At 65.1% G+C, this 23467-nt stretch carries 25 protein-coding genes; 18 read left to right on the top strand and 7 right to left on the bottom strand.

Features of this window, described 5'->3' with window-relative positions; all coding sequences use genetic code 11:
• The first annotated feature begins 20 nt into the window (after positions 1-20).
• Positions 21-941 carry a lytic transglycosylase domain-containing protein gene (locus ACOYW5_RS20245; RefSeq protein WP_423066678.1) on the top strand — a complete coding sequence of 307 codons (921 nt, stop codon included), beginning with the start codon at positions 21-23 and terminating at the stop codon, positions 939-941.
• Here ACOYW5_RS20245 and ACOYW5_RS20240 read toward each other — a convergent pair.
• Together ACOYW5_RS20240 and ACOYW5_RS20235 are read right to left on the bottom strand one after the other, a co-directional pair.
• Positions 938-1315, bottom strand: a complete 378-nt coding sequence (locus ACOYW5_RS20240; RefSeq protein ID WP_423066677.1) for a cell division protein ZapA — start codon at positions 1313-1315, stop codon at positions 938-940. The two genes, ACOYW5_RS20245 and ACOYW5_RS20240, sit on opposite strands and share 4 nt — an antisense overlap.
• A complete protein-coding gene (locus ACOYW5_RS20235) occupies positions 1315-1605 on the bottom strand; it encodes a DUF4164 family protein (protein ID WP_423066676.1) in 291 nt (96 codons plus the stop codon). Before ACOYW5_RS20235 ends, ACOYW5_RS20240 begins: the two co-directional genes overlap by 1 nt.
• A gap of 196 nt (positions 1606-1801) precedes the next feature.
• Between ACOYW5_RS20235 and tkt the strand changes: the two genes are divergently transcribed.
• From tkt to ACOYW5_RS20180, 11 genes are all read left to right on the top strand, one after another.
• The gene (gene tkt, locus ACOYW5_RS20230; protein ID WP_423066675.1) at positions 1802-3781 is read left to right on the top strand and encodes a transketolase; all 1980 of its coding nucleotides are present in this window, start codon (positions 1802-1804) and stop codon (positions 3779-3781) included.
• Between the two features lie 49 nt (positions 3782-3830).
• Positions 3831-4838 carry a type I glyceraldehyde-3-phosphate dehydrogenase gene (gap, locus tag ACOYW5_RS20225; protein ID WP_423066674.1) on the top strand — a complete coding sequence of 336 codons (1008 nt, stop codon included), beginning with the start codon at positions 3831-3833 and terminating at the stop codon, positions 4836-4838.
• Positions 4839-4860: 22 nt separating this feature from the next.
• Entirely contained in the window at positions 4861-5406 is a 546-nt protein-coding gene (locus ACOYW5_RS20220) for a putative glycolipid-binding domain-containing protein (protein WP_423066673.1), read from the top strand.
• 97 nt (positions 5407-5503) lie between these two features.
• Positions 5504-5791 (top strand): hypothetical protein, encoded by a 288-nt coding sequence (locus ACOYW5_RS20215; RefSeq protein ID WP_423066672.1) that lies wholly within the window; start codon positions 5504-5506, stop codon positions 5789-5791.
• Positions 5792-5859: 68 nt separating this feature from the next.
• Positions 5860-7059 (top strand): phosphoglycerate kinase, encoded by a 1200-nt coding sequence (locus ACOYW5_RS20210; RefSeq protein ID WP_423066671.1) that lies wholly within the window; start codon positions 5860-5862, stop codon positions 7057-7059.
• A gap of 106 nt (positions 7060-7165) precedes the next feature.
• Entirely contained in the window at positions 7166-8191 is a 1026-nt protein-coding gene (locus ACOYW5_RS20205; RefSeq protein WP_423066670.1) for a class I fructose-bisphosphate aldolase, read from the top strand.
• A gap of 128 nt (positions 8192-8319) precedes the next feature.
• The gene (locus tag ACOYW5_RS20200; protein WP_423066669.1) at positions 8320-8874 is read left to right on the top strand and encodes a thiamine phosphate synthase; all 555 of its coding nucleotides are present in this window, start codon (positions 8320-8322) and stop codon (positions 8872-8874) included.
• Complete coding sequence (locus tag ACOYW5_RS20195) at positions 8874-9980, top strand: tetratricopeptide repeat protein (RefSeq protein ID WP_423066668.1); 1107 nt, start codon at positions 8874-8876, stop codon at positions 9978-9980. Before ACOYW5_RS20200 ends, ACOYW5_RS20195 begins: the two co-directional genes overlap by 1 nt.
• A gap of 89 nt (positions 9981-10069) precedes the next feature.
• Positions 10070-10861 carry an inositol monophosphatase family protein gene (locus tag ACOYW5_RS20190; protein WP_423066667.1) on the top strand — a complete coding sequence of 264 codons (792 nt, stop codon included), beginning with the start codon at positions 10070-10072 and terminating at the stop codon, positions 10859-10861.
• A 144-nt stretch (positions 10862-11005) separates the two neighbouring features.
• Entirely contained in the window at positions 11006-12001 is a 996-nt protein-coding gene (locus ACOYW5_RS20185; protein WP_423066666.1) for a flagellar motor protein MotA, read from the top strand.
• Positions 12002-12012: 11 nt separating this feature from the next.
• Positions 12013-13038 carry a peptidoglycan -binding protein gene (locus ACOYW5_RS20180; protein WP_423066665.1) on the top strand — a complete coding sequence of 342 codons (1026 nt, stop codon included), beginning with the start codon at positions 12013-12015 and terminating at the stop codon, positions 13036-13038.
• Between the two features lie 3 nt (positions 13039-13041).
• On the opposite strand, the gene ACOYW5_RS20175 is transcribed toward ACOYW5_RS20180, so the two are convergent.
• Both ACOYW5_RS20175 and ACOYW5_RS20170 read right to left on the bottom strand, forming a co-directional pair.
• Complete coding sequence (locus tag ACOYW5_RS20175; protein WP_423069518.1) at positions 13042-13854, bottom strand: class I SAM-dependent methyltransferase; 813 nt, start codon at positions 13852-13854, stop codon at positions 13042-13044.
• Between the two features lie 73 nt (positions 13855-13927).
• Positions 13928-15739 (bottom strand): ABC transporter transmembrane domain-containing protein, encoded by a 1812-nt coding sequence (locus tag ACOYW5_RS20170; RefSeq protein WP_423066664.1) that lies wholly within the window; start codon positions 15737-15739, stop codon positions 13928-13930.
• Positions 15740-15939: 200 nt separating this feature from the next.
• Between ACOYW5_RS20170 and rpmE the strand changes: the two genes are divergently transcribed.
• Positions 15940-16161 (top strand): 50S ribosomal protein L31, encoded by a 222-nt coding sequence (rpmE, locus tag ACOYW5_RS20165; RefSeq protein WP_423066663.1) that lies wholly within the window; start codon positions 15940-15942, stop codon positions 16159-16161.
• A 21-nt stretch (positions 16162-16182) separates the two neighbouring features.
• On the opposite strand, the gene ACOYW5_RS20160 is transcribed toward rpmE, so the two are convergent.
• The 3 genes from ACOYW5_RS20160 to ACOYW5_RS20150 form a co-directional block, all read right to left on the bottom strand.
• A complete protein-coding gene (locus ACOYW5_RS20160) occupies positions 16183-16635 on the bottom strand; it encodes a GFA family protein (RefSeq protein WP_423066662.1) in 453 nt (150 codons plus the stop codon).
• Positions 16636-16678: 43 nt separating this feature from the next.
• Entirely contained in the window at positions 16679-17173 is a 495-nt protein-coding gene (locus tag ACOYW5_RS20155; protein WP_423066661.1) for a DUF1465 family protein, read from the bottom strand.
• A gap of 387 nt (positions 17174-17560) precedes the next feature.
• On the bottom strand, positions 17561-17746 hold the full coding sequence (locus tag ACOYW5_RS20150) for a DUF1192 domain-containing protein (protein ID WP_423066660.1): 186 nt from the start codon (positions 17744-17746) through the stop codon (positions 17561-17563).
• A 110-nt stretch (positions 17747-17856) separates the two neighbouring features.
• Here ACOYW5_RS20150 and ACOYW5_RS20145 point away from each other — a divergent pair, with 110 nt between their 5' ends.
• From ACOYW5_RS20145 to ACOYW5_RS20125, 5 genes are all read left to right on the top strand, one after another.
• Positions 17857-18912, top strand: coding sequence for an NAD(P)H-quinone oxidoreductase (locus tag ACOYW5_RS20145; protein ID WP_423066659.1), 1056 nt, complete (start codon positions 17857-17859; stop codon positions 18910-18912).
• Positions 18913-19008: 96 nt separating this feature from the next.
• The gene (locus ACOYW5_RS20140) at positions 19009-19731 is read left to right on the top strand and encodes a DUF1013 domain-containing protein (protein ID WP_423066658.1); all 723 of its coding nucleotides are present in this window, start codon (positions 19009-19011) and stop codon (positions 19729-19731) included.
• 156 nt (positions 19732-19887) lie between these two features.
• Positions 19888-21780: a monovalent cation:proton antiporter-2 (CPA2) family protein gene (locus ACOYW5_RS20135; RefSeq protein WP_423066657.1), complete on the top strand. Its 1893-nt coding sequence runs from the start codon at positions 19888-19890 to the stop codon at positions 21778-21780.
• A gap of 34 nt (positions 21781-21814) precedes the next feature.
• Complete coding sequence (locus tag ACOYW5_RS20130; protein ID WP_423066656.1) at positions 21815-22585, top strand: sulfite exporter TauE/SafE family protein; 771 nt, start codon at positions 21815-21817, stop codon at positions 22583-22585.
• A gap of 10 nt (positions 22586-22595) precedes the next feature.
• Complete coding sequence (locus ACOYW5_RS20125; protein WP_423066655.1) at positions 22596-22991, top strand: VOC family protein; 396 nt, start codon at positions 22596-22598, stop codon at positions 22989-22991.
• Positions 22992-23467: the final 476 nt, after the last annotated feature.

The raw sequence follows: 23467 nt of genomic DNA, 5'->3' as shown, positions 1-23467 counted from the left end.
CGTGGCTTGCTTCCGCCATCATGCGCGGCGGACTCCTGTTCGGCCTGGGACTATTGCTGCTCCTCTCGCTAGCCCCACCTGTCCCGGCAGCGGAGGCAGAGGAAAACGCTGTGGCCCGGTCGTGCATCCGTGCCGACCCGGCAGCGCCACCCTGGGCGGCCGTTTGCATCAGGCAGGATCACTATTTCCGCGACACCTGCAGCGCCATCCAACTCTTCGCCTGGCGCGAGCGACTGCCGAGTGGCTACTTCGCCCGGCTGATCTGGCAGGAAAGCCGGTTCGACCCGCACGCCCTCAGCGTTGCCGGCGCGCAGGGGATCGCCCAGTTCATTCCATCGACCGCCCGCGTCCGCGCGCTTCGCAACCCGTTCGATCCCGCCGAGGCCCTGGCCAAGTCGGCCGAGTACCTGCGCTTCCTCACTGACAAGTTCGGCAATCTCGGTCTCGCCGCAGTCGCCTATAACGGTGGCGAGGCCCGGGCTGCCCGCTTCGTCACCGCTGCCGGACTTCTTCCAGCCGAAACCCGCTACTATGTCGAGACAATCACCGGACAGACGCCGGACTACTGGCTGTCGAGCACCCTGACTTCCACCTATGCCCTGAGCAATACCGACACCTTCATCGATGCTTGCGTGAAGCTCGCCGAAGGCGAAATCGTCCCCCGCATGGACCGCCCGCCAAGCGAATGGATGCCCTGGGGCGTGATGCTGGCGCAAAACTTCTCCCAAGCCACCGCCATCCGCCGTTTCGAGCGAGTACAGGCCGCCTATCCCACTGTATTAGCAGGCGAAAAGCTGATGATACTCATGGCCCGCAACCCGAACTTCGGCCCGCGCCTGAGGCACTATGCGATGATCGGGCGGAACAGCCGTGAGGATGCCGAAGCGTTGTGCGTGAAGCTGCAGGCCGTGGGGGCTTCATGCGTGGTGCGGAAGAATTAGTTCGCCGGCGCTGCCCCGGTTTCGTCGATCGCCACCGAGATGGCCTCGATTTTTCGCGCCGCATCGTTGAGACGCTTGGCGAACTTGCGCTCTAGCTCCTCGGCCTCGTGCGACAGGGCTTCACCCGCACTGGTGAGGTTGGCGACATCCTGCTTCAGCTCGGCGATACGCCGCTCGGCCTCGGCCAGTTCGTCGAGTACGGCGATGCCGGCCATCACCGTCAGCCGGTTGTCGCCGATCTCACCGAACGTCCCCTTGAACTGATCGATATGCTGGTTGAAGCGGTCGGCGAGTCCGAGCAGGTGCTGCTCCTGGCCCTCTTCGCAGGCCATGCGGTACTTGCGGCCGTTGATGTCGACATTGACCTCGGGCATCAAACCTCTCCCTTGGCCAGCACTTCGCGCACCGACTCCATGGCAACGACCAGCCGCCGCGCCACTTCGGCCGAACTGTCGTCCAGCCGCTTGGCCTTGGCGCTGACCTTGTCGAGCTCCTGCGCCAGCCGCTGGCGCTCGCCCATCAGCTTCTGCGTATCGGCCTCGATGCGGCTATGCGCCCGCACGCGGCCATTGAGACTGCGCACGCTGGCCTCGAGCCGGGCGAACGCCTTGTCGAGGCGGCTCGCGGCAGCCTCATATCCTTCATCCGAGCTTGGCTCTGCCACGGCGACCCCCCGCACGTGAAAAACTGCGATTCCACTTGTCACTATAGCGCAAAGCTGGAGCGCTATGGCAATTGTCCCCCTCCGGGAGGCGACATTGACAGGTCAAGGGAACCTGCTAAGCGTCAACCCGCCTCGCAGACCGGGTGCGTGGCGCCCGGTTTCCGGGCTTTTTCAGCGCTAGCCGAAAGCAGGTCTCATGCCCAATTCTACGCAAGCCAATGAGATGGCAAATGCCATCCGCTCCCTCGCCATGGATGCGGTGGAGAAAGCCAATTCAGGTCATCCTGGCTTGCCGATGGGCGTGGCGGATATCGCTACGGTGCTCTTCACCAAGGTGATGAAGTTCGACCCGGCCGACCCGTGGTGGGCCGACCGCGATCGCTTCATCCTGTCGGCGGGCCATGGCTCGATGCTGCTCTACGCCTCGCTCTACCTCCTCGGCTACGAGGACATGACGATCGATCAGATCAAGCAGTTCCGCCAGCTCGGTTCGAAGACCGCCGGCCACCCGGAATACCATTTCGCCCCCGGCATCGAGACGACCACCGGTCCGCTCGGCCAGGGTCTTGCCAACTCGGTCGGCTTCGCGGTCGCCGAGGCGAAGCTCGCCGCCGAATTCGGTTCCGACCTCGTCGACCACTATACCTGGGTCATCGCCGGTGACGGCTGCCTGATGGAAGGCGTGAGCCAGGAAGCGATCTCGCTCGCCGGGCACCTGAAGCTCAACAAGCTCGTCGTCATCTGGGACAACAACAACATTACCATCGACGGTCGCGTCTCGAACGCCGACTCGACCGACCAGATCGCCCGTTTCAAGGCCTGCGGCTGGAACACCATCGAGATCGACGGCCTCGACCAGGCCCAGGTCGAAAAGGCCTTGCTCGATGCCAAGAAGTCGAGCGACAAGCCGACGTTGATCGCCGCCAAGACGATCATCGGCTACGGCGCGCCCAACAAGGCAGACTCGCACGGCGTCCACGGCTCGCCCCTCGGCGCGGCTGAGCTGGCCGCCGCCAAGGAGAAGCTCGGCATCGACTATCCGGCCTTCGAGATCCCCGCCCACACCCTCAACGCCTGGCGCGCAGCTGGCACCCGCTCGGCCAATGCCCGTGGCGACTGGCAGGGCCGCCTCGCTTCCGCCAAGCCGGAGCTGCGCGCCGAGTTCGAGCGCCGCCTGAAGGGTGAACTACCCGCGAACTGGAACGAGACCATCGAGGCCTTCAAGGCCAAGCTGATCGCCGACAAGCCCAAGGTCGCGACCCGCAAGTCGAGCCAGATGGCGCTCGAGGTGATCAACAAGGTGCTGCCCGAGACCATCGGTGGCTCCGCTGATCTCACCGGCTCGAACCTCACCAACACGCCCGAGACGCTGCCCTTCACCGCCTCCGACCATACCGGCCGCTACATGCGCTACGGCATCCGCGAGCACGAGATGGCGGCAGCGATGAACGGCATCGCGCTGCACAAGGGCCTGATCCCCTATGGCGGCACGTTCCTCGTCTTCACCGATTACGCCCGCCCGGCCATTCGCCTCTCGGCCATCATGTCGCAGAAGGTCATCTACGTGATGACCCATGACTCAATCGGCCTCGGCGAAGACGGCCCGACCCACCAGCCGATCGAGCACCTCTCGACCTTGCGCGCCATCCCGAACCTGCTGGTCTTCCGCCCGGCTGACGCGGTCGAAACGCTGGAATGCTGGCAGCTCGCCATTGAGGCCGAGCAGCCGTCGATCCTCGCGCTCTCGCGCCAGAACCTGCCGGCGCTCCGCACCGAGGCCGGCGCGGGCAACCCGTCATCCAAGGGCGCCTATGTCATTGCCGGCGACAAGAACGCCGATGCGGTGATCTTCGCTACCGGCTCGGAGGTGGCGATCGCGGTGTCGAGCCTCGACCTCCTCAAGGAGCAGGGCATCTCAGCCAAGGTCGTGTCGGTCCCGAGCCAGGAGCTGTTCTACGCCCAGTCGCAGGAATATCGCGACAGCGTCATCGGCAAGCCCAAGGCCAAGGTGGCGATCGAGGCCGGCATCGAGATGAGCTGGCTCAAGCTGCTCGGCGACAAGGGTCGCTTCGTCGGCATGCACGGCTTCGGCGCCAGCGCTCCGGCCGAAAAGCTCTATGAGCACTTTGGAATTACGGCGAAAGCCATAGTTGAAGCCGTCATGGCGCAGTTGTAAGACACCGCGCCTTCCACCTAACTCCCCGAAGAATTCTCAAGGAGCCATCATGGCTGTTCGCGTCGCAATCAATGGCTTTGGCCGCATCGGCCGCAACATCCTGCGCGCCATCGTCGAAAGCGGTCGCAACGACATCGAAGTCGTCGCCGTCAACGATCTCGGCCCGGTTGAAACCAACGCCCATCTGCTGCGCTACGACAGCGTGCACGGCAAGTTCCCGTATGAGGTGAAGGTCGAGGGCGACACGATCACCGCCGGCAACCAGAAGTTCAAGGTCACCGCGGTCAAGGACCCGGCCCAGCTGCCGCACAAGGAGCTCGGTGTTGAGATCGTGCTCGAATGCACCGGCATCTTCACGTCCAAGGAAAAGGCCTCGGCCCACCTGACCGCCGGCGCCAAGAAGGTGATCATCTCGGCTCCCGGCGAGGGCGCCGACAAGACCATCGTCTACGGCATCAACCACGCCCTGCTCGGCAAGGACGACGTGGTGATCTCGAACGGCTCGTGCACCACCAACTGCCTCGCCCCGATGGCCAAGGTCATGAACGACCTCGTCGGCATCGAGAAGGGGATGATGACCACAATCCACTCCTACACCGGTGACCAGCCGACGCTCGACACCATGCACAAGGATCTCTACCGCGCCCGCGCCGCGGCCCTGAGCCAGATCCCGACCTCGACCGGCGCCGCCAAGGCCATCGGTCTCGTGCTGCCGGAACTGAAGGGCAAGCTCGACGGTATCTCGATCCGCGTACCGACCCCGAACGTCTCACTCGTCGACCTGAAATTCGTCGCCAAGCGCAACACCACCGTCGAGGAAGTCAACAACGCTCTAAAGGCCGCGTCGGAAGGCGAGCTCAAGGGCGTGATGACCTACACGCTCCATCCGCTGGTCTCTTCGGACCTCAACCACGATCCGCACTCGTCGACCATCCTGATCGACCAGACCAAGGTGCTCGACGGCAACTTCGTCAACATCATGGGCTGGTACGACAACGAATGGGGCTTTTCGAACCGCATGGCCGACGTGACGGCGCTGTTCGCCAAGACGCTCTGATGTCAACGACGCTCTGATGTGAATGGCGCTCGAGCTCGACCTCCGCTGGCAGCCGCTGGAATGGTTCGGGCTCGAGCACTGCCACGTCTCTGAGACTGCGGACGGTGTGACTGTCCGCAGTTCCCTGATCGGCGAACGCGAAGGCCTTGCCTTCGGCGCCTTCTACGAAATCCAGCTCGATCCGGACTGGACCTTCCGTTCGCTGGTCCTGCGCCGGCATGACGGTCGCGTGTTGCGGCTCGTTTCCAACGGCCAGGGCGACTGGAAGATCGACGGCCAGCGTGCTCCGCAGCTCGAGGGCTGCGTCGATATCGACATCGGCGGCACGCCCTTCACCAACACGCTTCCGATCCGCCGCGCGAAGTTCGTGACCGGCACGTCGCAGCGTTTCGACATGGCCTGGGTGCCGCTCGATACGCTCGAGCCCTTCCGCGACGGCCAGATCTACACCCGGCTCGACGAGGAGCATTTCCGCTATGCGGCGGCCGACCGCAGTTTCACGCAGGTGCTGACTGTCGACGAGCATGGGCTTGTAGTCGACTATCCGACGCTGTTCAGGCGTCTCTAGGCACTGTCACGCCCCGTTAACGTTTCGGTCGCCGAACTGTTACGCAGCCACGCTACAATCGGATGCATCTGATCACGGTTTTCGGAGCGATCCGGCGGTGCGTGAAATCGAGCGTGTTCTCGTCGTTGCTGGTGTGGTTGGCAGCCTAGTCCAAGGCTTCCGCCACGATCTAGTCTGGTTTCCCCTGATGCTGGCGGGCTTCGGCCTCTATGTCGTCCTCGCCGACCGTGCCCTGCGCCGCCGCATGGGGGCGCGCCACTGGCCGAGCGAGGGCTTCGCCCGCTTCACCTTCAACACCAATCTCTACTTCGCGGTCCGCAACCTGCTGCTCGGCGCGCTGGTCTTCGCCGTTGCAGGGACCGTCGCAGGCCTCGTCGGCCTCTGAGCCCGCTGTTGCCCTTGCTGCAATCCTTGCTATAGCAGCGGCACCCTTCCTTGCTGCGGATGCGTCCCATGCCGGCCTTCAAGACCCTCGACGATTTCGACCTCTCGGGTAAGCGCGTTCTGGTCCGTGCCGACCTCAACGTGCCGGTCGCCGACGGCAAGGTGACCGACGCCACCCGCATCGAGCGGCTGGTACCCACCATTCGCGAAATCATCAAGGTCGACGGCAAGGCCATCATCCTCAGCCATTTCGGCCGCCCCAAGGGTAAGGTCGATCCGGAATATTCGCTCGAGCAGGTCGTACAGTCAGTCGCACAGGAGACCGGGCATCCAGTCGGCTTCGTCGCTACCGACTGGGTCGATGTCGAAAAGGCCCGCCAGGCGATCGACGAAGCTCCGGCCGGCTCGATCCTCGTTCTCGAGAACACCCGCTTTCATCCCGGCGAGGAAGCCAACGATGTCGAGCTCGCCAAGCGCATGGCGTCGCTTGGCGATATCTTCGTCAACGACGCCTTCTCCGCCGCCCACCGCGCCCATGCCTCGACCGAGGCCATTGCGCGCCTCCTCCCCTCCGCTGCCGGCCGCGCCATGGAACAGGAGCTGACCGCCCTCGAGCAGGGCCTCGGCAACCCCGAGCGCCCGGTGATCGCCATCGTCGGCGGCGCCAAGGTTTCGACCAAGCTCGACCTGCTCGAGAATCTAATCACCAAGGTCGACGCCCTGGTGATCGGCGGCGCCATGGCCAATACTTTCCTCCACGCCGGAGGCCTCGGCGTCGGCAAGTCGCTGGCCGAGAAGGATCTCGCCGAGACCGCCAACCGCATCCGCGACAAGGCCGAGCAGGCGCATTGCGCCATCATCCTGCCGATCGACGCGACAGTCGCCTGGCACTTCGAGGCCAATGCCCCGCACCGCTTCTACGGCGTAGATTCGATGGACCCCGAGGGCATGATCCTCGACGTCGGCCCTGGCTCCATCGAGCGCATCAAAGGCGCCATCGACGAAGCCAAGACCGTGGTCTGGAACGGTCCGCTCGGCGCCTTCGAGATGCAGCCTTTCGACCACGGTACCGTCGAGATCGCGAAATACGTCGCCCAGCGCACCAAGGCCGGCAAGGCCGTCTCGGTGGCCGGCGGCGGCGACACCGTGGCCGCCCTCGCCCATGCCGGCGTGAAGGACCAGTTCACCTACGTCTCCACCGCCGGCGGCGCTTTCCTCGAATGGATGGAAGGCAAGGCCTTGCCCGGCGTCGAGGCGCTGAAGGGGTGAACCCCGCCGCCTTCCAACCCCACCTTCGTCTCAAAACCAAGGTCTAGTCGAACCGGCGCCGGGGCTGTGGCATGATCACTCCATTGCAAATGGAGACCCTCCCGCAATGGCCTCGCTCAATGCAATCGCCAAGAAACTTGTAGCCTCCGGCAAGGGCATCCTTGCCGCCGACGAATCCGAAGGCACCATCGCCAAGCGTTTCGCGCTCATCGGATTGCCGGTGACGCTGGAGACGCGCCGTGACTATCGTGAGATGCTGTTCCGCTCGACCGACGCGATGCGCGACTACATCTCGGGCGTCATCCTCACCGAGGAGACGCTGGAGCAGAAGGCCAAGGACGGCACGACCTTCCGCCAGCTGTTCGAGGAAACCGACGTCATTCCCGGCATCAAGGTCGACCGTGGCGCGCTGCCCATGCCGGGCAGCAAGGACGAAAAGATCACCGAGGGCCTCGACGGCCTCCGTCAGCGCCTGGCGCATTATGCCAAGCTCGGCGCCGGCTTCGCCAAGTGGCGCGGCGTCATCGCCATCACCAGCTATGCGCCCTCGCGCAACGGAATCCGGGCCAATGCCCACGCCCTCGCCCGCTATGCCATGTACTGCCAGGAGGCCGGCATCGTGCCGGTGGTCGAGCCGGAAGTGCTGGCCGACGGCGAGCCGGGCGACCACTCGATCCAGCGCTGTGAGGAAGTAACGGGCGAGACGCTCGAGGCCGTGTTCAAGGAACTGCGCCTTGCCGGAGTCGACCTCGCTGGCATGCTGCTGAAGCCGAACATGGTGACCCCGGGCCTGCGTTCACGGGAGCGCGCCAGCGTCGAAGAGGTCGCCAAGCGGACGGTCGAGACTCTCCGCCATTTCGTGCCGGCAGCGGTGCCGGGCATCGCCTTCCTTTCGGGCGGCCAGTCCGACGAGGAGGCGACCGCGCATCTCAGCGCCATGAACCAGCTTGGCGGCCTGCCTTGGGCCCTCACCTTTTCCTATGGCCGCGCCCTGCAGACTTCGGCGCTGGTGACCTGGAATGGCGAGGAGGCCAATGTGCCCGCAGCGCAGAAGGCCTTCACCCATCGCGCGCGGATGAACGCGCTGGCGTCGCTCGGCCAGTACAAGCCCGAGCTCGATCTCGCCGCCTGATCCCGGCCTGCCAATCTCCCGACGACTGCGGGGCGCTTCGGCGCCCCTTTTCTTTTCTGCTAACCGACTGCCTGCATGCTGCCAGAATCCGGCTCCACATCGGCGCATCCGCCGCTATAACTCGCACCATGTCAGCCGAACTCTACCTGATCGCACCCACCGACCTGCCCCTCGACCGCCTAACGACGGCGCTGCAGGCGGCGCTCGCCGAGCACGAAGTCGCTGCCCTGCTGCTGCCGCGCGGCGAGCTGCCGGAGAACGCCTACAAGACACTGGCCAAAAAGCTCGTACCGCTGGCGCAGGCGAAAGGCACGGCCGTGCTGGTGGAAGGCGATCCGGGCATCGTCCGCCTACTCGGCGCCGATGGGCTGCACGTCCGGGGAGACAGCAAGGCGGTGAAAGCAGCAGTCACGGCGCTCAAGCCGGAGCTGATCGTCGGCGTCGGCGATATTGGCTCGCGCGACGATGCCATGGGTAAGGGCGAACTGGGCGTCGACTACATCCTATTTGGGCCGCTTTCCGGGGCCATATCTGCCCAAGCGCGCGAGATGGCGCACTGGTGGGCAGAGACCATGGAAGTGCCGAGCGTATTGTCCGACCCCGAAGCCGGGCTCGCCGGCTACGAGGCCGAGGGCTGCGAGTTCATTGGCCTGAAGCTGCCGGTGACGGAGCAGGTCGCCTGATGCGTCGGATCGCTATCGCAGTTCTTGCCGCCGCCCTTGCCCTGCCGGCCCTCGCCCAGTCGGATGCCGGTGACGTGGTCGACCTGCGGCCCAAGAATATGCAGTATCCGGATAATCTCGGCTTCGAGGACCTGCCGATCGGACCGGTGCCGGAGGAATTCTACAACCAGGGTCCGACCGACGCGTCCGCCATCAGCGGCCAGATCTTCGGCGAAAAGGTCGATCCCGCCTTTGGCGCCTTCCAGCGCGGCTACTACCTGACGGCGCTCGAACTTGCGCTGCCGCTGGCCAAGCAAGGCAATGCGCCGGCGCAGACGCTGATCGGCGAAATCTATTCCGAGGGCCTCGGCGTTCCCGAGAATCCTGCGGGTGCGGCCGATTGGTACGGCATGGCCAGCAAGAACGGCGATGCGCTCGCGACCTTCAAGCTGGCTCTGCTCTACCAGGATGGGCGCGGCGTCAAGAAGGACCGCAAGCGCGCCGCCGAACTGTTCAAGTCCGCCGCTGACGCCGGCAACATGATGGCCAAGTACAATCTCGGCCTGCTCTATGTCGAAGGCACCTATGTCGAGCCCAGCCTGACCAAGGCGGCCGAACTCATCGGCGAGGCGGCCAATGCCGGCATCCCTGAGGCGCGCTACGACTATGGCAGCATGCTGACCGAGGGGGCCGGCGTCGCACCCAACCCGGTCGCGGCAGCCGAGCAGTTCCGGCTCGCCTCCGAAGACGGCAACGTCTCGGCCCAGGTCGAGTATGCGACAAGCCTCTATCTCGGCAAGGGCGTGCCGCAGGATCGGGAAGCCGCGGCGAAGTGGTATGCACGTGCTGCCGATGCCGGCAATCCCGTGGCCCAGAACCGCTATGCCAAGCTTCTCGCTGTTGGCGAAGGCACAAAGACCGATCTCGAAACGGCCGCGATGTACCGAGCGCTGGCCCGGCGACAGGGCCTCAAGGATGCTCAGCTCGACAAGCTGCTCGTCGCGGCGACGCCCGAAGTGCTGGCCCGCGCCGAAGAGCGCGCCCGCTTCTGGCCATCGGTCCCGCCTACCCAGGTCGCCGCCAATGCCGCAGCGCCAATGCCGGCCACCGCGCCTGCGGCCAATTAGCCCGCCGCCGCAACGCTTGCGCTCGGGTGCGTTCTCGGGCACATAGCGGCCCTTCCCGATCCCCTTCTATCCCGCGCGGAGTTTTTCCCATGCGCTCGGCGCTTTTGAACATCATGGTCCAGGCTGCCACCAAGGCCGGCCGCAACCTCGCCAAGGACTTCGGCGAGGTCGAGAACCTGCAGGTTTCGGTGAAGGGTCCGGCCGACTTCGTCTCCAATGCCGACCGCCGCGCCGAGCAGATCGTCTTCGAAGAGCTGCAGAAGGCCCGCCCGACCTATTCCTTCCTGGGCGAGGAAGGCACAGAAGTGAAGGGCAGCGATGGCCAGCACCGCTGGATCGTCGACCCGCTCGATGGCACCACAAACTTCCTCCACGGCATCCCGATGTTCGCCTGCGCCATTGCGCTCGAGCGCAACGAGGAGATCGTCGCCTCGGTGATCTACAACCCGATCATGGACGAGCTCTTCACCGCCGAAAAGGGCGGCGGCGCCTGGCTGAACGATCGCAAGCGCCTGCGCGTCGCCGCCCGCAAGCACCTCGCCGACGCGGTGATCGTCACCGGCATCAACTCGCAGGGCCGCGCGCTCGACGTATTGCAGCTGAAGCAGCTCACTCAGGTTGTCCCCGCCGTCGCCGGCATCCGCCGCACCGGCTCGGCCTCGACCGATCTCGCCTGGCTCGCTGCAGGGCGCTTTGATGGCTACTGGGAAGCCGGCCTGAAGCCCTGGGACGTCGCTCCGGGCATGCTGATGGTTCGCGAAGCCGGCGGCACCACCTCGGACTATGCCGGCACCACCGGCTCGGTGTGGAACGGCCAGGTGATATCGGGCAACGAGAACATCCAGGGCCAGCTGCTGAAGATCGTCAAAGCGGTCAAGTAAAGCGTCGGCGGCCCGGGCCGCCACCCGCTCGTCGCATTCCCCTGATTTCATGGGGTTAACCGGCAGCGCCGGTCGCCGACCGTTGCGTGGCTTTGCCGAAGCGCACTATTGTCGGGCCGATTGCACTCGACCAAGGGCAGCGACATGTCGCAGAGCTACGATCCGTACCGGCTTGCGAGCCCCGCAGTCTACCTCGTGAAGATGATCGTCTTCCTGGTGCTGGTCGCCCTGGTCGCGGCCATCCTCTACAACCAGCTGATCATCTTCTTCTGGGCCAACCCGTTCATCAATTCGCTGATCCTGCTGACGCTGCTGATCGGCATCGTCCTCGGCTTCCGCCAGGTGATCCGCCTGTTCCCGGAAATCAACTGGGTGAACTCGCTGCAGGAAGGCCGCATGCCCTCGACCCAGCCGCGGCTCCTTGCTCCGGTGGCCAACTTGCTGCGCGACCGGCTCGGCGAAGCGATCATCACACCCTCCTCGATGCGCTCGATCCTCGATTCCGTCGGCAACCGCCTCGATGAAGCCAAGGACACCTCGCGCTACCTCACCGGCCTCCTCGTCTTTCTCGGCCTGCTCGGCACGTTCTACGGCCTGCTCGAAACCGTGACCCACGTCGCCGCGACCATCCAGGCGCTGGACGCCACGGCCGGCGATACGGCGACCCTGTTCTCGAACCTCAAGGAAGGCCTGGCGGCGCCCCTTGGCGGCATGGGCACCGCCTTCTCGGCCTCCCTGCTCGGCCTTTCCGGCTCGCTGATCCTCGGCTTCCTCGACCTGCAGGCGAGCCAGGCGCAGAACGCCTTCTACACCGACCTCGAGGACTGGATGACCTCGATGACCGAGCTCGACCATCCCGTGACGCAGATGCAGGCGACTGGCCTCGGCGTCTCCGGCGACGAGATGAGCGCCATCTTCGCCCAGTTCGGCTCGACCCTGCAGAACTCCAACTCCTCGCAGAACGCCATCCGCGCAATGGCCGAGCTGGCCCGCGGTATCGACGGCCTCGTCAAGCACATCCGGGCCGAGCAGGAGGACCTGCGCGGCCACATCGCCCAGCAGGGTGAGACCAACAAGAAGCTGCAGCAGCTGATGGAAGCCATGATCCGCGAGGGCGAATCCGACCGGCGTTCGAGCTAGGCGGCCGCCCGATGGCCCTCTCCCGTTCCCGCCGCTCGCAGGTCACCAATTACTGGCCCGGCTTCGTCGATGCCCTGTCGAGCCTGCTGCTGGTCATCATCTTCCTGCTCTCGCTGTTCATGCTGAGCCAGTTCTTCCTCGGCCAGGAGATCAGCGGCAAGGACACGGCGATGAGCCGGCTCAACGCCCAGATCGCCGAGCTGACCGAACTGCTGCAGCTCGAGAAGGCCAACTCCGGCGACCTCGAATCTACGATTGCGACGCTGCAGGCGACGCTGACCACGACGACCGGCGACCGCGACAAGATGGCGGCCCAGCTCGCCGGCCTCGGCACTGGCGGTGATGGCAAGGACGCGCAGATCGCCAAGCTCGAAGGCGATCTTGCCGCCCAGACCGACCTCTCCGACGAGGCAACGGCGCAGGTCGCGCTGCTCAACCAGCAACTCGCCGCGCTCCGCATCCAGATCGGCGCGCTCGAGGAAGCACTGCAGGCGTCGGAAACCAAGGATACCGAGAGCCGCACCCAGATCGCCGATCTCGGCCGGCGGCTCAACCTGGCGCTGGCCCAGCGCGTGCAGGACCTCTCCCGCTACCGCTCCGATTTCTTCGGCAAGCTGCGCCAGGTGCTGGAGAACCGCTCCGACGTCCGCATCGTCGGCGACCGCTTCGTCTTCCAGTCCGAAGTGCTGTTCCCCGCCGGCGAAGCCACGATTTCGGACGCCGGGCGAACCGAGATGGGCAAGCTCGCCGCGGTGATCAAGGAACTCATCACCCAGATCCCCGCCGACGTGAACTGGGTCCTCCGCATCGACGGCCACACCGACAAGCGCCCGATCAACACCCCGGAATTCCCCTCGAACTGGGAACTCTCGGCCGCCCGCGCCATCGCCGTGACCAAGTATTTCGTCGAGCAGGGGATCCCCGCCCAGAACCTCGTAGCCGCCGGCTTCGGGGACAGCCGCCCGATCGACACGGGGGATACGGAGGAGGCGTTCGCGCGGAACCGGCGCATCGAGTTCAAGCTGACGGATGGGTGAGGGTTAAGCCCTCGCCAGGATCACATGCGCCTGGATTTTGGCGGCGACCGCACCGTCCCCGTGCTTCTTCGCGATCGACGCAGCGACGACGTCCGTCACGGCCTCCAGCTGACCCGGCGCCCTCGCCTCGATCTCGCCGCGGAGCAACGTGCCTTGACAATAGGCGGCGGCGGGGATGCGTGGCGAGTCCGCTCGGCTCACCTCGGCTTTCGTCTCGATGGCAACGTCGGTGTACCCGGCCTCGGCAAGCTCCCGCCGGATTACCTCCCTGTCGTAGTGTCCGTGCGGCGTGCGCGCCATGAAACGCGGCGGATCGTCGGGGAAGATCGTCGCCAACGCCTTGGTCACGTCGTCGGCGAACGCGTTCTCCTCGATGCGATCCCAGATATTGAACAGGAAATGGCCGCCGGGCTTCAGCACCCGCTTCGCCTCCCGGTAGCCCGCCACGCGGTCGGGAAAGAACATCGCCCCGAACTGGCAGCAGACGAGATCGAAGCTCGCATCCTCGAACGGCAGCCCCAGCGCATCGGCCTGCCTCCAGGTGATCCGGGTGTCGGGCGACTGGCGCGAGCCGGCATAGTCCAGCATCGGCTGGTTGAGATCGGTGACCACATAGCTCGCGTCTGGCCGTAGCTTGGGCGCCAGTGCCCTCGTGACCACCCCGCTGCCCGCCGCCGTTTCCAGCACCGCAATCGGCGACAACGCCGCCGCGCGCTCCGCCATGTCGAGTGCATATGGCTCGAAGATCAGCGGCACCATGTAGCGATCATAGTTCTCGGGAACCGAACCTGAGAATACGCTGTCGCTCTGCAACATGGTGGTCACCGGTCGCGTCTATCGCGGGGCAACCTATCATGCACGGGGCAGGCAGGCACGCTCCGCGCTACCGTTACTCCGCCGCCGGGGCAACCTCACCGCGGAACTGCAGCTTCGCCAGTTCCGCGTACTTGCCGCCCTTACGCACTAGCTGGTCGTGCGTGCCCTGGTCGATCAGCCTGCCCTTCTCGAGCACGAGGATGCGGTCGGCGTCGCGGATGGTGGCGAGACGGTGTGCGATGACCAGCGTCGTGCGCCCCTGCATCAGTCGCTCGAGGGCGACCTGCACCAGTCGCTCGCTTTCGGCATCGAGGGCGGAGGTCGCCTCGTCGAGCAGCAGGATAGGTGCGTCCTTGAGCAGGGCGCGGGCGATGGCGAGGCGCTGCTTCTGGCCGCCCGAGAGCATCACGCCACGCTCGCCCACCATCGTTTCGTAGCCCTTGGGGAACTCGACGACATAGTCATGTACCAGCGCCGCCCTGGCAGCGGCCTCGATATCGGCGAAGCTCGCCTCGGGCCGGCCGAAACGAATATTGTCGGCGATCGAGCCGGCAAAGATCGTCGGCTCCTGCTCGACATAGGCAAAGCGCCGCCGGAGTTGTGCCGGATCGACATCGCGCACATCCAGACCATCGACGACGATGCGACCAGCAGTGACATCGTAGAAGCGCTGCACGAGTGCGAAGATCGTCGACTTGCCCGCTCCCGACGCCCCCACGAGCGCGACGGTCTCGCCATGCGCCACGGCGAAATCGACGTCATCGAGCACCTGCTCGTCGTCGCGCGTGCCGTAGGCAAAATGCACATGCTCGAACGCTACCGTGCCCTGCGAGGGCTCGGGCAGCGCCTTCGGCACGACCGGCGCCTTGATGGCCGGCTCGGTGTCGAGGATCTCCATCAGCCGCTCGGTGGCCCCGGCAACGATCTGGAACACGCCGACGATGTCGGAGAGATTGGTCAGCGCATTGGATGCCATGAGCGCGTAGATCATGAACTGCGCGAGACCGCCGACGGTGACCCAGCCCTGGAACACCGCATTGGCGCCCCACCAGACCAGCACCACCAGCGCCGCCGTCGACAGAAACACCACGCCGCCCAGCAGCGCCGCGCGCGTCCACAGCCGGCTGACCTCCGACCGATAGGATTTCTCGGCCTCGGCGCCGTAGAGCCGCGACTGCTCGGTCTCCTGCACGAAACTCTTGATCGTCCGGCTGGCGCCCAGCGCCTCGGTCGCCATGGCCGACATATCGGCCAGCGCATCCTGCGTCAGGCGCGACTTGGACCGCAGCCGGCGGGCAAAGATCATCACCGGGATTAGGATCGCCGGCCCCACCACCACCACGATCGAGGCGAGGAGCGGGCTGGTGAAGAACATCAGCGCCACGGCGCCGACCAGCGTCACGACGCCGCGCAGCATCAGCGAGATGCTCGAACCGATAGCGCCACGGATGGTAGCCACGTCGCCGGTCAGCCGCGAGGTCAGTTCGCCGACGCGGTGCAGGTCGAAGAAGCGGGAATCGAGGATCAGCAGGTGGTCGAACACCTGGCGGCGGAGATCGGTGAGCACGCGCTCGCCCAGCGCCGAGATGAAATAGAACCGCGCCGCGCTGGCGACGGCCATGACCAGCGCGACACCAAGCGCGATCAGACCGTACTGCCCGACGGCGTCGAGATTACGCTCGACGAAGCCCTGGTCGATGATCCGGCCGGCGAGCGACGGCACGACCAGCGACGACAGCGCCGAGATCAGGAGGAACAGGATCGTGAGGCCGAACTGCCACGGGTAGCGCAGCACGAACGGCAGCAGCCGGCGCACCGGCGAGAGATCGCTCGAACCGGAGGCTCTCGGCCGGCCCTTTACGAAGGCTCCATCGTTCCGTGCCACCGGGGGCAGGCTCCACGTCGCTACTCAGAAGTGCCCTCGATATAGGCGGGTCGACCATCCCCCGCAACTCAATTGCCGGGCTGCGACAACCTGCGCGGCTGCACTTGCGCAAGGCCGGCTTTTTCTTTATGTACCCGGCCAATCCGAATTCAACGAACAGTCCGGGCGCCCAGGCGCTCGTTTGATTTGAGGCGAGCGCCATGAAGTCCGACATCCATCCCGACTACCACATTATCAACGTCGCGATGACCGACGGCACGACCTACCAGACCCGTTCGACCTGGGGCAAGGCAGGCGACACGCTGCAGCTCGACATCGATCCGTCGACCCACCCGGCCTGGACCGGCGTCCAGGGCAACTTGATGGACCGCGGCGGCCGCGTCACCCGCTTCAAGGACAAGTTCAAGGGCCTCGGCTTCTAAGCCTCGAGCGCACGAACAGAGTCACAGAGCCCGGCCATTGTGTCGGGCTTTTTGTTGCGCTCCGACGCGGTTGGTCTCGTAGGACGTGATCGATGGATCGATCTCGGCCCAGTCCACCCGCGAGCGCATCCAGGCCTGCCGGTTCGGCCTGACCGCATCAGGATTGTCGAGGCTTCCGGCCTTGATGAAAACGACGTCGGGATGCAACGGCGGCAGGGTGTAGAGCGGCGACCCGCAATCGCCGCAGAAAAAGCGCGCCACCGCCCGGCCGCTGTCTCCAAGTTTGACGAAGCTCTTCGGGGCACCCGCGACAACTCGGAAGCCGGCCGCGGCGACCCGGACACTGACGCCGAACGCGCCGCCCGATGTGCGGCGGCAATCCTCGCAGTGGCAATATCCGGCTGGACCGACATCACCCTCGTAGGTGTAGCGCACGGCGCCACAAAGGCAGCCACCCGTCAGCATTTCGGCCATCGCCCGCCTCCGATCACATCGTGGGATCGTAGCGGCTGGAGCGCTATTCCTTCAACCGCCCGAATGCCGCCTTGAGCCGCGCCAGCTGGTCGGCGATGCCGCCTTCGGTCTCGGGCGAATAGTCGGGGACGCCCCCGCGCTCGAGCTTGTCGTATTGCTGCACGCGCTCGAACAGCCGGTCACCCTTCGAGATGAAACCGCGGAGCCGCTCCGGCAGATCCTCGAAGCCGGGCCCACCGCGTTCGGTCGGCGTAGCGGAGAAGCGGACCTTTTCCTTTTCGACGCGGGCATTCTCGGGCGTCAGCTCACCCTCGTTGACAGCACGCTGCAGTAGCAGCCAACTTGCCAGCTGCATAAGACGCGTCGTGAGCCGCATACTCTCGGTGGCGTAAACGAACGAAGCCTCGCGCTTGAGGCGGCGGCTATCGGAGCGGCCATCGCCATCGAGATAGGACGCGACCTCCTCGATCAGCGCCATGCCCTCGCGGTAGAGCGCGTCGAACCCGCCCGACGCCACGATGCGCGGGCCGATGGCCACTGCCGGTCTGTTCCTGGTCCTGTCGTCCACGCTGCTGCCTGCCGATGGGAGGGGTGGCTTTCAAAGCCGCAGGCATCTGTCTTGCGCCCGCCACGGTTGCCGTCGGCTTAACGCCAGACGCAGCCGGAAAAAAGAAAAGAGCCGTCAGATGGCGGCTCTCGAAAGTTAACAGGGAGGCGTCAAACAGAGGGAGAAACCACTCTGCAAATCCAGCGAACCGGATGAGGTGAAGTTAACGCCAAGGTGTTAATTTGAAGTTAACAGGACTCGCTTTCTTAACCTTGCCAATTGGTGAGCATCGTCGCCCGAGTGGGGCACGTCAGCACCACAACCGCAGTCTGTCAGTGAGTGGTGCGCGCGGTGGCGCATAGTTTCGACCGCGCTCGCTCAGAACTTGAACAGCGACTCCGCCTCGGACTTGGTCTTCTGGCGGGCGCCGATGGCCTGCTCGAGGCGGGAGATTTCGGCCTTGAGTATGCCGATGCGCTCGTTGAGTTCCTCGACCGACATCGTTTCGATCGGCATGCCGACCTCGTGACCCTTGGGACGCTTGACCTGATCGTCGTCGAACATCGCCGTCACCTCATTCTTCCATGTCTTCTATCGATTTTAGCCCTCGGCGGGGTGAGTGCAACCCTGGGCTGATGCTTGCAAGGCGCATGGGCTCGGGACTAGCTATTTGCATGACCGTCCCCGCCGACATGACCGCCATCGCCATCTCCAGCTTCGGCGGCCCCGAAGTCCTGCAACCGGTAACATTGCCGGTTCCGCGGCCGGGCCCCGGCGAGGTACTGATCCGTGTTGCCGCCGCGGGGCTCAACGCGCCCGATCTCGGCCAACGACGCGGCACCTACAACCCACCCTCGGACGCATCGCCACTCCCCGGCCTCGAGGTCGGTGGCGAGATTGCTGCGCTCGGCCCCGACACGCGCGGCTTCCGCGTCGGTGATCTCGTGGTCGCGCTGACGCACGGTGGCGGTTATGCCGAGTATGTCGCCGTGCCGGCAGGACAGGTGCTGCCCCTGCCCCGTGGCTGGTCGATGCTGGCAGGCGCCGCGCTGCCCGAAACATTCTTCACCGTACAGCAGACGCTGGTGATGCGCGCCGGCCTCGCCGAAGGCATGCACGTGCTCATCCACGGCGGCGCCGGCGGCATCGGTGGGGCCGCGATCCAGATTGCCCGCCTCTATGGCGCCATCCCGATCGCCGTCGTGTCCGACGCCACCAAGGCGGCCTATGCGCAAAGCCTCGGCGCTGCCGCCACCATCGACCGGACCAGCGAGGACTTCGTCGCCCGCACCCTGTCGATCACCGGCGGCAAGGGCGCCGACCGGATCGTCGACATCGTCGGCGGCGATGCGCTCGAACGCAACATTCGCGCCTCGGCCCGGTTCGGCCACATCGTCATCGTCTCGACCCAGGCCGGGCCGAAGGCGGAGATCAATGCCAGTCTGATCCTGCTGAAGCAGCTGACGCTCTCGGGCTCAACGTTGCGGCCGCAGACGCGCGAAGTGAAGGCGGAGATCGCCAAGAACCTCCGGCAATCGGTCTGGCCGGCACTGGAGGACGGCCGACTCCTGCATCCGCGCATCCGCGCGCTACCATTAACCGAGGCAGCCCGCGCCCATGTTGAACTCGAGCGGCGCGACAATTACGGTAAGCTGATCCTTGTTACCCCGTGGGGCGCGAGCCTGAGCAACCACGGCGAAGACCGAGACAATCCGATTGAATCAGTCTGATCGTCCGCGTATATAGGCGGCTATTCCCCCTCATCGTGAACCACGAGGCGGGGCGGACGGGAAAATCCCCGGCCGCGCCTCAAGGAGATATTGATCATGGCCACGCCCCTTCTGATGCCCAAGGCAACCGCCGTCTGGCTGGTCGACAACACCGCGCTCTCGTTCGAGCAGATCGCCGCCTTCTGCGGACTTCACCCGCTGGAAGTGCAGGGCGTCGCCGACGGTGACGTCGCGAGCGGGATCATGGGTGTGAACCCGATCCAGAACGGCCAGCTCACCCGCGAAGAGATCGAACGCGGCGAGGCCGATACGAACTATCGCCTGAAGCTCAGCGAGCCCAAGGTCCGCGTCGCCGCGCCCAAGCGCAAAGGCCCACGCTACACCCCGATCTCGCGCCGCAACGAGCGTCCCAATGCCATCAAGTGGCTGCTGCGCAACCATCCCGAGATGAAGGATGCGCAGATCATGCGGCTCGTCGGCACCACCAAGTCGACCATCGACGCCGTGCGTGACGGCGCCCACTGGAACAACGCCAATATCGTCCCGATGGACCCGGTGACCCTCGGCCTCGCCAGCCAGATCGATCTTGATCTGGAAGTGAGCCGGGCCTCGAAGGGCGCTCCGGCCGGCGAAGTCGCCGAAGAGGGCACGATGCTGCTCACCGCCGAGGAAGCGCTGGCCGGCGCCAACCGCGGTGGCCATGTCGACGAAGACGGGCAGCCGACGGAACGTCGCCCCGAGCGCGAGGAAGAGATCGACGCGGATTCGGTTTTCTCCAAGCTCAAGTCGCTGCGCAACAACGACGCCGACGACGAATAACGATCAGCCAAAAAGCACCGTCGAACGGGCCATTTCCGCGCTGCGGGAGTGGCCCGTTCGCTTTTGTCACTTTTTCCTTTCGTGAGACTAACTCGCCGCGCTAGGACCTAGTTGGAGCAAGCAATTCGGGAGTGGCGCGACAGCGCAAGGACAGAGATGGAAGTCAACCTGCTGCTCGCCATCTTCGTTCTGCTCGCGACGACCGTACTGCTCGTTCCAGTGTTCAAGTGGCTCGGCCTCGGCACCATCCTCGGCTACCTCGCCGCCGGCATACTGATCGGCCCCTACGGCCTGTCGCTGGTCTCCGACACCGAGATGATCCACCAGGTGGCCGAGTTCGGCATCGTCATGATGCTGTTCCTGATCGGGCTCGAGGTCGATGGCACCGAACTCTGGCGCATGCGCAACAAGGTGCTCGGCCTCGGCCTGACGCAGATGCTCGCCACCAGCGCCGTGATCGCCATCCTCGCCCGCGTCATCGGCTTTGCCTGGCCCGACGCGGTGGTCGTCGGTCTCGCCCTCGCCATGAGCTCGACCGCCATCGCCATGCAGTCGATCGAGCAGCGCAGCATCACCAAGACCGATACCGGACGCGCCTCGCTCGCCATCCTCCTCGTGCAGGATGTTGCGGTGATCCCCGTTCTCGCCATCATCCCGCTGCTCGCCAACATGGGCGGCGTGCCGGTCGAGGCGATTGGCGAAGAGGTGCTCGACGCCGTCGATAACCCTATCGACTGGTGGCTGGCCCTCGTGGTGGTCGGTGCCTTCGTCGCCGCCCTTTTCGGTTCGCGCTTCGTCATTCGCCCGCTGATGGGTTGGCTGGCGCGTACCCGCGTGCCCGAGGCCTTCACCGCCTTTGCCCTGGCCCTTGTCATCGGCGCCGCGCTGGCGACCGAATCCCTCGGCCTCTCCCCGGCCCTCGGCGCCTTCCTCGGCGGCGTGCTCCTCGCCGATAGCGAGTACCGGCACGAGCTCGAGAGCAACCTCGAGCCCTTCAAGGGCCTGCTGCTCGGGCTGTTCTTCATCACGGTGGGCATGTCGATCGCCTTCAACGTGCTGATCGAGAATCCGCTGGTCGTGATTGCCGTATTGGCCGCCCTGATCGGGCTCAAGATGCTGGTGCTGTATGTGTTGGCCACCTTTTTCCGGATGCACACAGCGGAACGGCTGCTGCTTGCCATCCTTCTGAGCCAGGCCGGCGAATTCGCCTTCGTCGTGCTGCAGTTCGCCCGGACGGCCGGCAACCTTTCCGCTCCCGAGGTGGAATTGCTGACGGTCGTGGTGGCCCTCTCGATGGCGGTGACGCCGCTGCTGCTGTTTCTCTACGATCGTCTGCTGGCGCCCCGCCTCAACAGTCCGTCAGAACCCGATCCCGCCGACCTGCCGCCCGGCCCGGTCGTCGACGATCCGCACGACCGGGTGATCGTCCTCGGCTATGGCCGCTTCGGCCAGATCGTCACCCGCATGCTCCGCGCCCAGGGCTTCGAGATGACGCTGATCGACGACGACCCGGCCCAGATCGAGCTGGTGCGGCGTTTCGGGGTCAAGGTCTTCTACGGCGATGGCGGTCGGCTGGAGATCCTGCGCGCGGCCGGCGCCGACAGGGCACGGATGATCGTCATCACCACCGCAGGCGGCGACCGCATCCTCGGCATCGCCGAACTCATCCGTCGCCACTTCCCCGAGGTGATCGTCGCGGCCCGCGCTGTCGACCGCTCGCATGCTCATGACCTGATGGCGCTCGGCGTGCACGTCATCGAACGCGAGACCTTCCGCTCCGCCATCCGCCTCGGCGAGCTGTCCCTGATCGCGTTAGGACAGGACGAAGCCAAGGCCAAGCGCGTCGCCGATGCCTTCGAAAAGCACGACACACGTATGCTGCAGGAGAGCTACGCCGTGCGCCACGACCAGGCCGCCTATATCGGCTTCGTCCGCCGCTCGACAGAGATGCTGGATGCCGTGATGCGCGCCGATCGGGAAAACGCTGCACACGACGCGGAAGAGGACGTGGCCGATATTGACAAGGCACGCCGCGAGGCGTCCGAGTAGCGCCCCCGCCTACCATTCCAGCCAGTTCCACTACATGACCGATATTACCTTCTGGGCCGTCGCCATTCTCGCGGTCTTTATCGTTGCGCTGAGCAAATCCGGCCTCCTCGGCAGCCTGGGCCTCGTCGGCGTCCCGCTATTGTCGCTGGTGATGCCGGCCCGTGATGCCGCCGGCATGCTGCTGCCGCTGCTGCTGGTGATGGATGCGATTGCCGTCTGGACTTATCGCAAGGACGCCGATTGGCGCATCCTCAAGATCATGCTGCCCGGCGCCTTGGTCGGCACCATAATCGGCTGGGTGCTGTGGAGCTTTGTCTCCGACGCCATGGTGCTGCTGTTCGTCGGTATCCTGACACTGCTCTTCATCCTCGATGCCCTGCTGCCGCTGCGCAAGAAGCTCGAGGGTCTGCCACCGTCGCGTGGCTGGGGCGCTATTTGGGGCGGCGCGGCCGGCTTCACCAGCTTCATCAGCCATACGGGCGGCCCGCCCTTCCAGATCTACGTGCTACCGCAGCGGCTGACGCCGGTGATCTTCTCCGGCACGACGGCCTTCTTCTTTGCCATCGTCAACACCGCCAAGCTTGTCCCCTACTACTTCCTCGACCAGCTCAACATCGCCAACCTCGAGCGCGCCGCTATCCTCGCGCCTGTCGCGATCATCGGCGTACTGGCGGGTGTCTGGGCGGTGCGGCGCATCTCGGTGAAGCGGTTCTACCAGCTCACCTACTGGCTGGTGTTCCTGCTGGCCCTAAAGCTGATCTATGATGGGGCTATGGGCGTCTTCTTCACCGGCGCCACGGCCTGACGGGGGCAAGATGGGCATCGACTACCGGCTGGACCATATCGCGCTGCTGGTGCGCGATCTCGACGAGACTGCGCGCTTCCTCACAGAAGTGCTGCAGATCCGCGAAGTACCCGATCCGATGGGCGGCGGCCACATCCGCTGGTTCGAATTCGGCAACGCCCAGCGCTTCCACATCCAGGCTGGCGACATCAGCCGCACCCATGTGGAAAAGCGCACCCATTTTGCCCTTTCGGCGCCCGATCTTGATGCGGTCCTGGCGCATTTCCGCGCGACCGGCGTTCCCTTCTCGAACATGAAGGGCGAAGTCGGCGAGGTAAACGTGCGGCCGGACGGGATGCGGGCGGTGTTCGTACAGGACCCGAACGGCTACTGGTTCGAGGTCAACGACTTCGAGCCGACCCCGTAGGGTAAATCGCTCCGGTGGAGCGATTTTAGGCGAGAAGGCCATGAGAGCTACGCTCGAATGGCAACAGCGTCATCCACCTACTCCACCCAACGCAACAAAAAAGGCCGCAGCGGATGCCGTGGCCTTGCGTGTGCACGATGGGTACCTTTCACTACTGCCGGCCAGTGGCCTGCATCCGGCTGAGTTGGTCCTTGAGTTCCAGTTTCTTCCGCTTCAAGGCTGCGACATAGAGGTCGTCGTGGCTGGGATGGCTCATCTCATCCTCTATTTTCCGATCGAGGTCGCGGTGACGCCGCTCCAGCGACTCGATGTGGCCTTCGGTCGTCATGACAACTCCTTCCCACTTGTCTCGGACGACTCAATCGTCACAAAAAATTCACGCCTTGTCGACGTGGCAAGGGTGCAACACCAGAGTCAGCGTGGAAAAGCGGGTGCAAATGCGCAGCCGATCGCGCTAGGCTCTTTCCTGGGCAAGA

It is taken from the genome of Devosia sp. CN2-171, assembly GCF_049354815.1.
Taxonomy (GTDB): domain Bacteria; phylum Pseudomonadota; class Alphaproteobacteria; order Rhizobiales; family Devosiaceae; genus Devosia_A.
This window is presented reverse-complemented; position numbering and strand designations above follow the sequence as displayed.

Excerpts from the sequence above, each read along its gene's own strand:
- ACOYW5_RS20245 (WP_423066678.1), top strand. The coding sequence starts at position 21 with ATGCGCGGCGGACTCCTGTTCGGCCTGGGACTATTGCTGCTCCTCTCG.
- ACOYW5_RS20240 (WP_423066677.1), bottom strand. The coding sequence starts at position 1,315 with ATGCCCGAGGTCAATGTCGACATCAACGGCCGCAAGTACCGCATGGCC.
- tkt (WP_423066675.1), top strand. The coding sequence starts at position 1,802 with ATGCCCAATTCTACGCAAGCCAATGAGATGGCAAATGCCATCCGCTCC.
- gap (WP_423066674.1), top strand. The coding sequence starts at position 3,831 with ATGGCTGTTCGCGTCGCAATCAATGGCTTTGGCCGCATCGGCCGCAAC.
- ACOYW5_RS20220 (WP_423066673.1), top strand. The coding sequence starts at position 4,861 with ATGGCGCTCGAGCTCGACCTCCGCTGGCAGCCGCTGGAATGGTTCGGG.
- ACOYW5_RS20210 (WP_423066671.1), top strand. The coding sequence starts at position 5,860 with ATGCCGGCCTTCAAGACCCTCGACGATTTCGACCTCTCGGGTAAGCGC.
- ACOYW5_RS20205 (WP_423066670.1), top strand. The coding sequence starts at position 7,166 with ATGGCCTCGCTCAATGCAATCGCCAAGAAACTTGTAGCCTCCGGCAAG.
- ACOYW5_RS20200 (WP_423066669.1), top strand. The coding sequence starts at position 8,320 with ATGTCAGCCGAACTCTACCTGATCGCACCCACCGACCTGCCCCTCGAC.
- ACOYW5_RS20195 (WP_423066668.1), top strand. The coding sequence starts at position 8,874 with ATGCGTCGGATCGCTATCGCAGTTCTTGCCGCCGCCCTTGCCCTGCCG.
- ACOYW5_RS20190 (WP_423066667.1), top strand. The coding sequence starts at position 10,070 with ATGCGCTCGGCGCTTTTGAACATCATGGTCCAGGCTGCCACCAAGGCC.
- ACOYW5_RS20185 (WP_423066666.1), top strand. The coding sequence starts at position 11,006 with ATGTCGCAGAGCTACGATCCGTACCGGCTTGCGAGCCCCGCAGTCTAC.
- ACOYW5_RS20180 (WP_423066665.1), top strand. The coding sequence starts at position 12,013 with ATGGCCCTCTCCCGTTCCCGCCGCTCGCAGGTCACCAATTACTGGCCC.
- ACOYW5_RS20175 (WP_423069518.1), bottom strand. The coding sequence starts at position 13,854 with ATGTTGCAGAGCGACAGCGTATTCTCAGGTTCGGTTCCCGAGAACTAT.
- rpmE (WP_423066663.1), top strand. The coding sequence starts at position 15,940 with ATGAAGTCCGACATCCATCCCGACTACCACATTATCAACGTCGCGATG.
- ACOYW5_RS20160 (WP_423066662.1), bottom strand. The coding sequence starts at position 16,635 with ATGGCCGAAATGCTGACGGGTGGCTGCCTTTGTGGCGCCGTGCGCTAC.
- ACOYW5_RS20150 (WP_423066660.1), bottom strand. The coding sequence starts at position 17,746 with ATGTTCGACGACGATCAGGTCAAGCGTCCCAAGGGTCACGAGGTCGGC.
- ACOYW5_RS20145 (WP_423066659.1), top strand. The coding sequence starts at position 17,857 with ATGACCGTCCCCGCCGACATGACCGCCATCGCCATCTCCAGCTTCGGC.
- ACOYW5_RS20140 (WP_423066658.1), top strand. The coding sequence starts at position 19,009 with ATGGCCACGCCCCTTCTGATGCCCAAGGCAACCGCCGTCTGGCTGGTC.
- ACOYW5_RS20135 (WP_423066657.1), top strand. The coding sequence starts at position 19,888 with ATGGAAGTCAACCTGCTGCTCGCCATCTTCGTTCTGCTCGCGACGACC.
- ACOYW5_RS20130 (WP_423066656.1), top strand. The coding sequence starts at position 21,815 with ATGACCGATATTACCTTCTGGGCCGTCGCCATTCTCGCGGTCTTTATC.
- ACOYW5_RS20125 (WP_423066655.1), top strand. The coding sequence starts at position 22,596 with ATGGGCATCGACTACCGGCTGGACCATATCGCGCTGCTGGTGCGCGAT.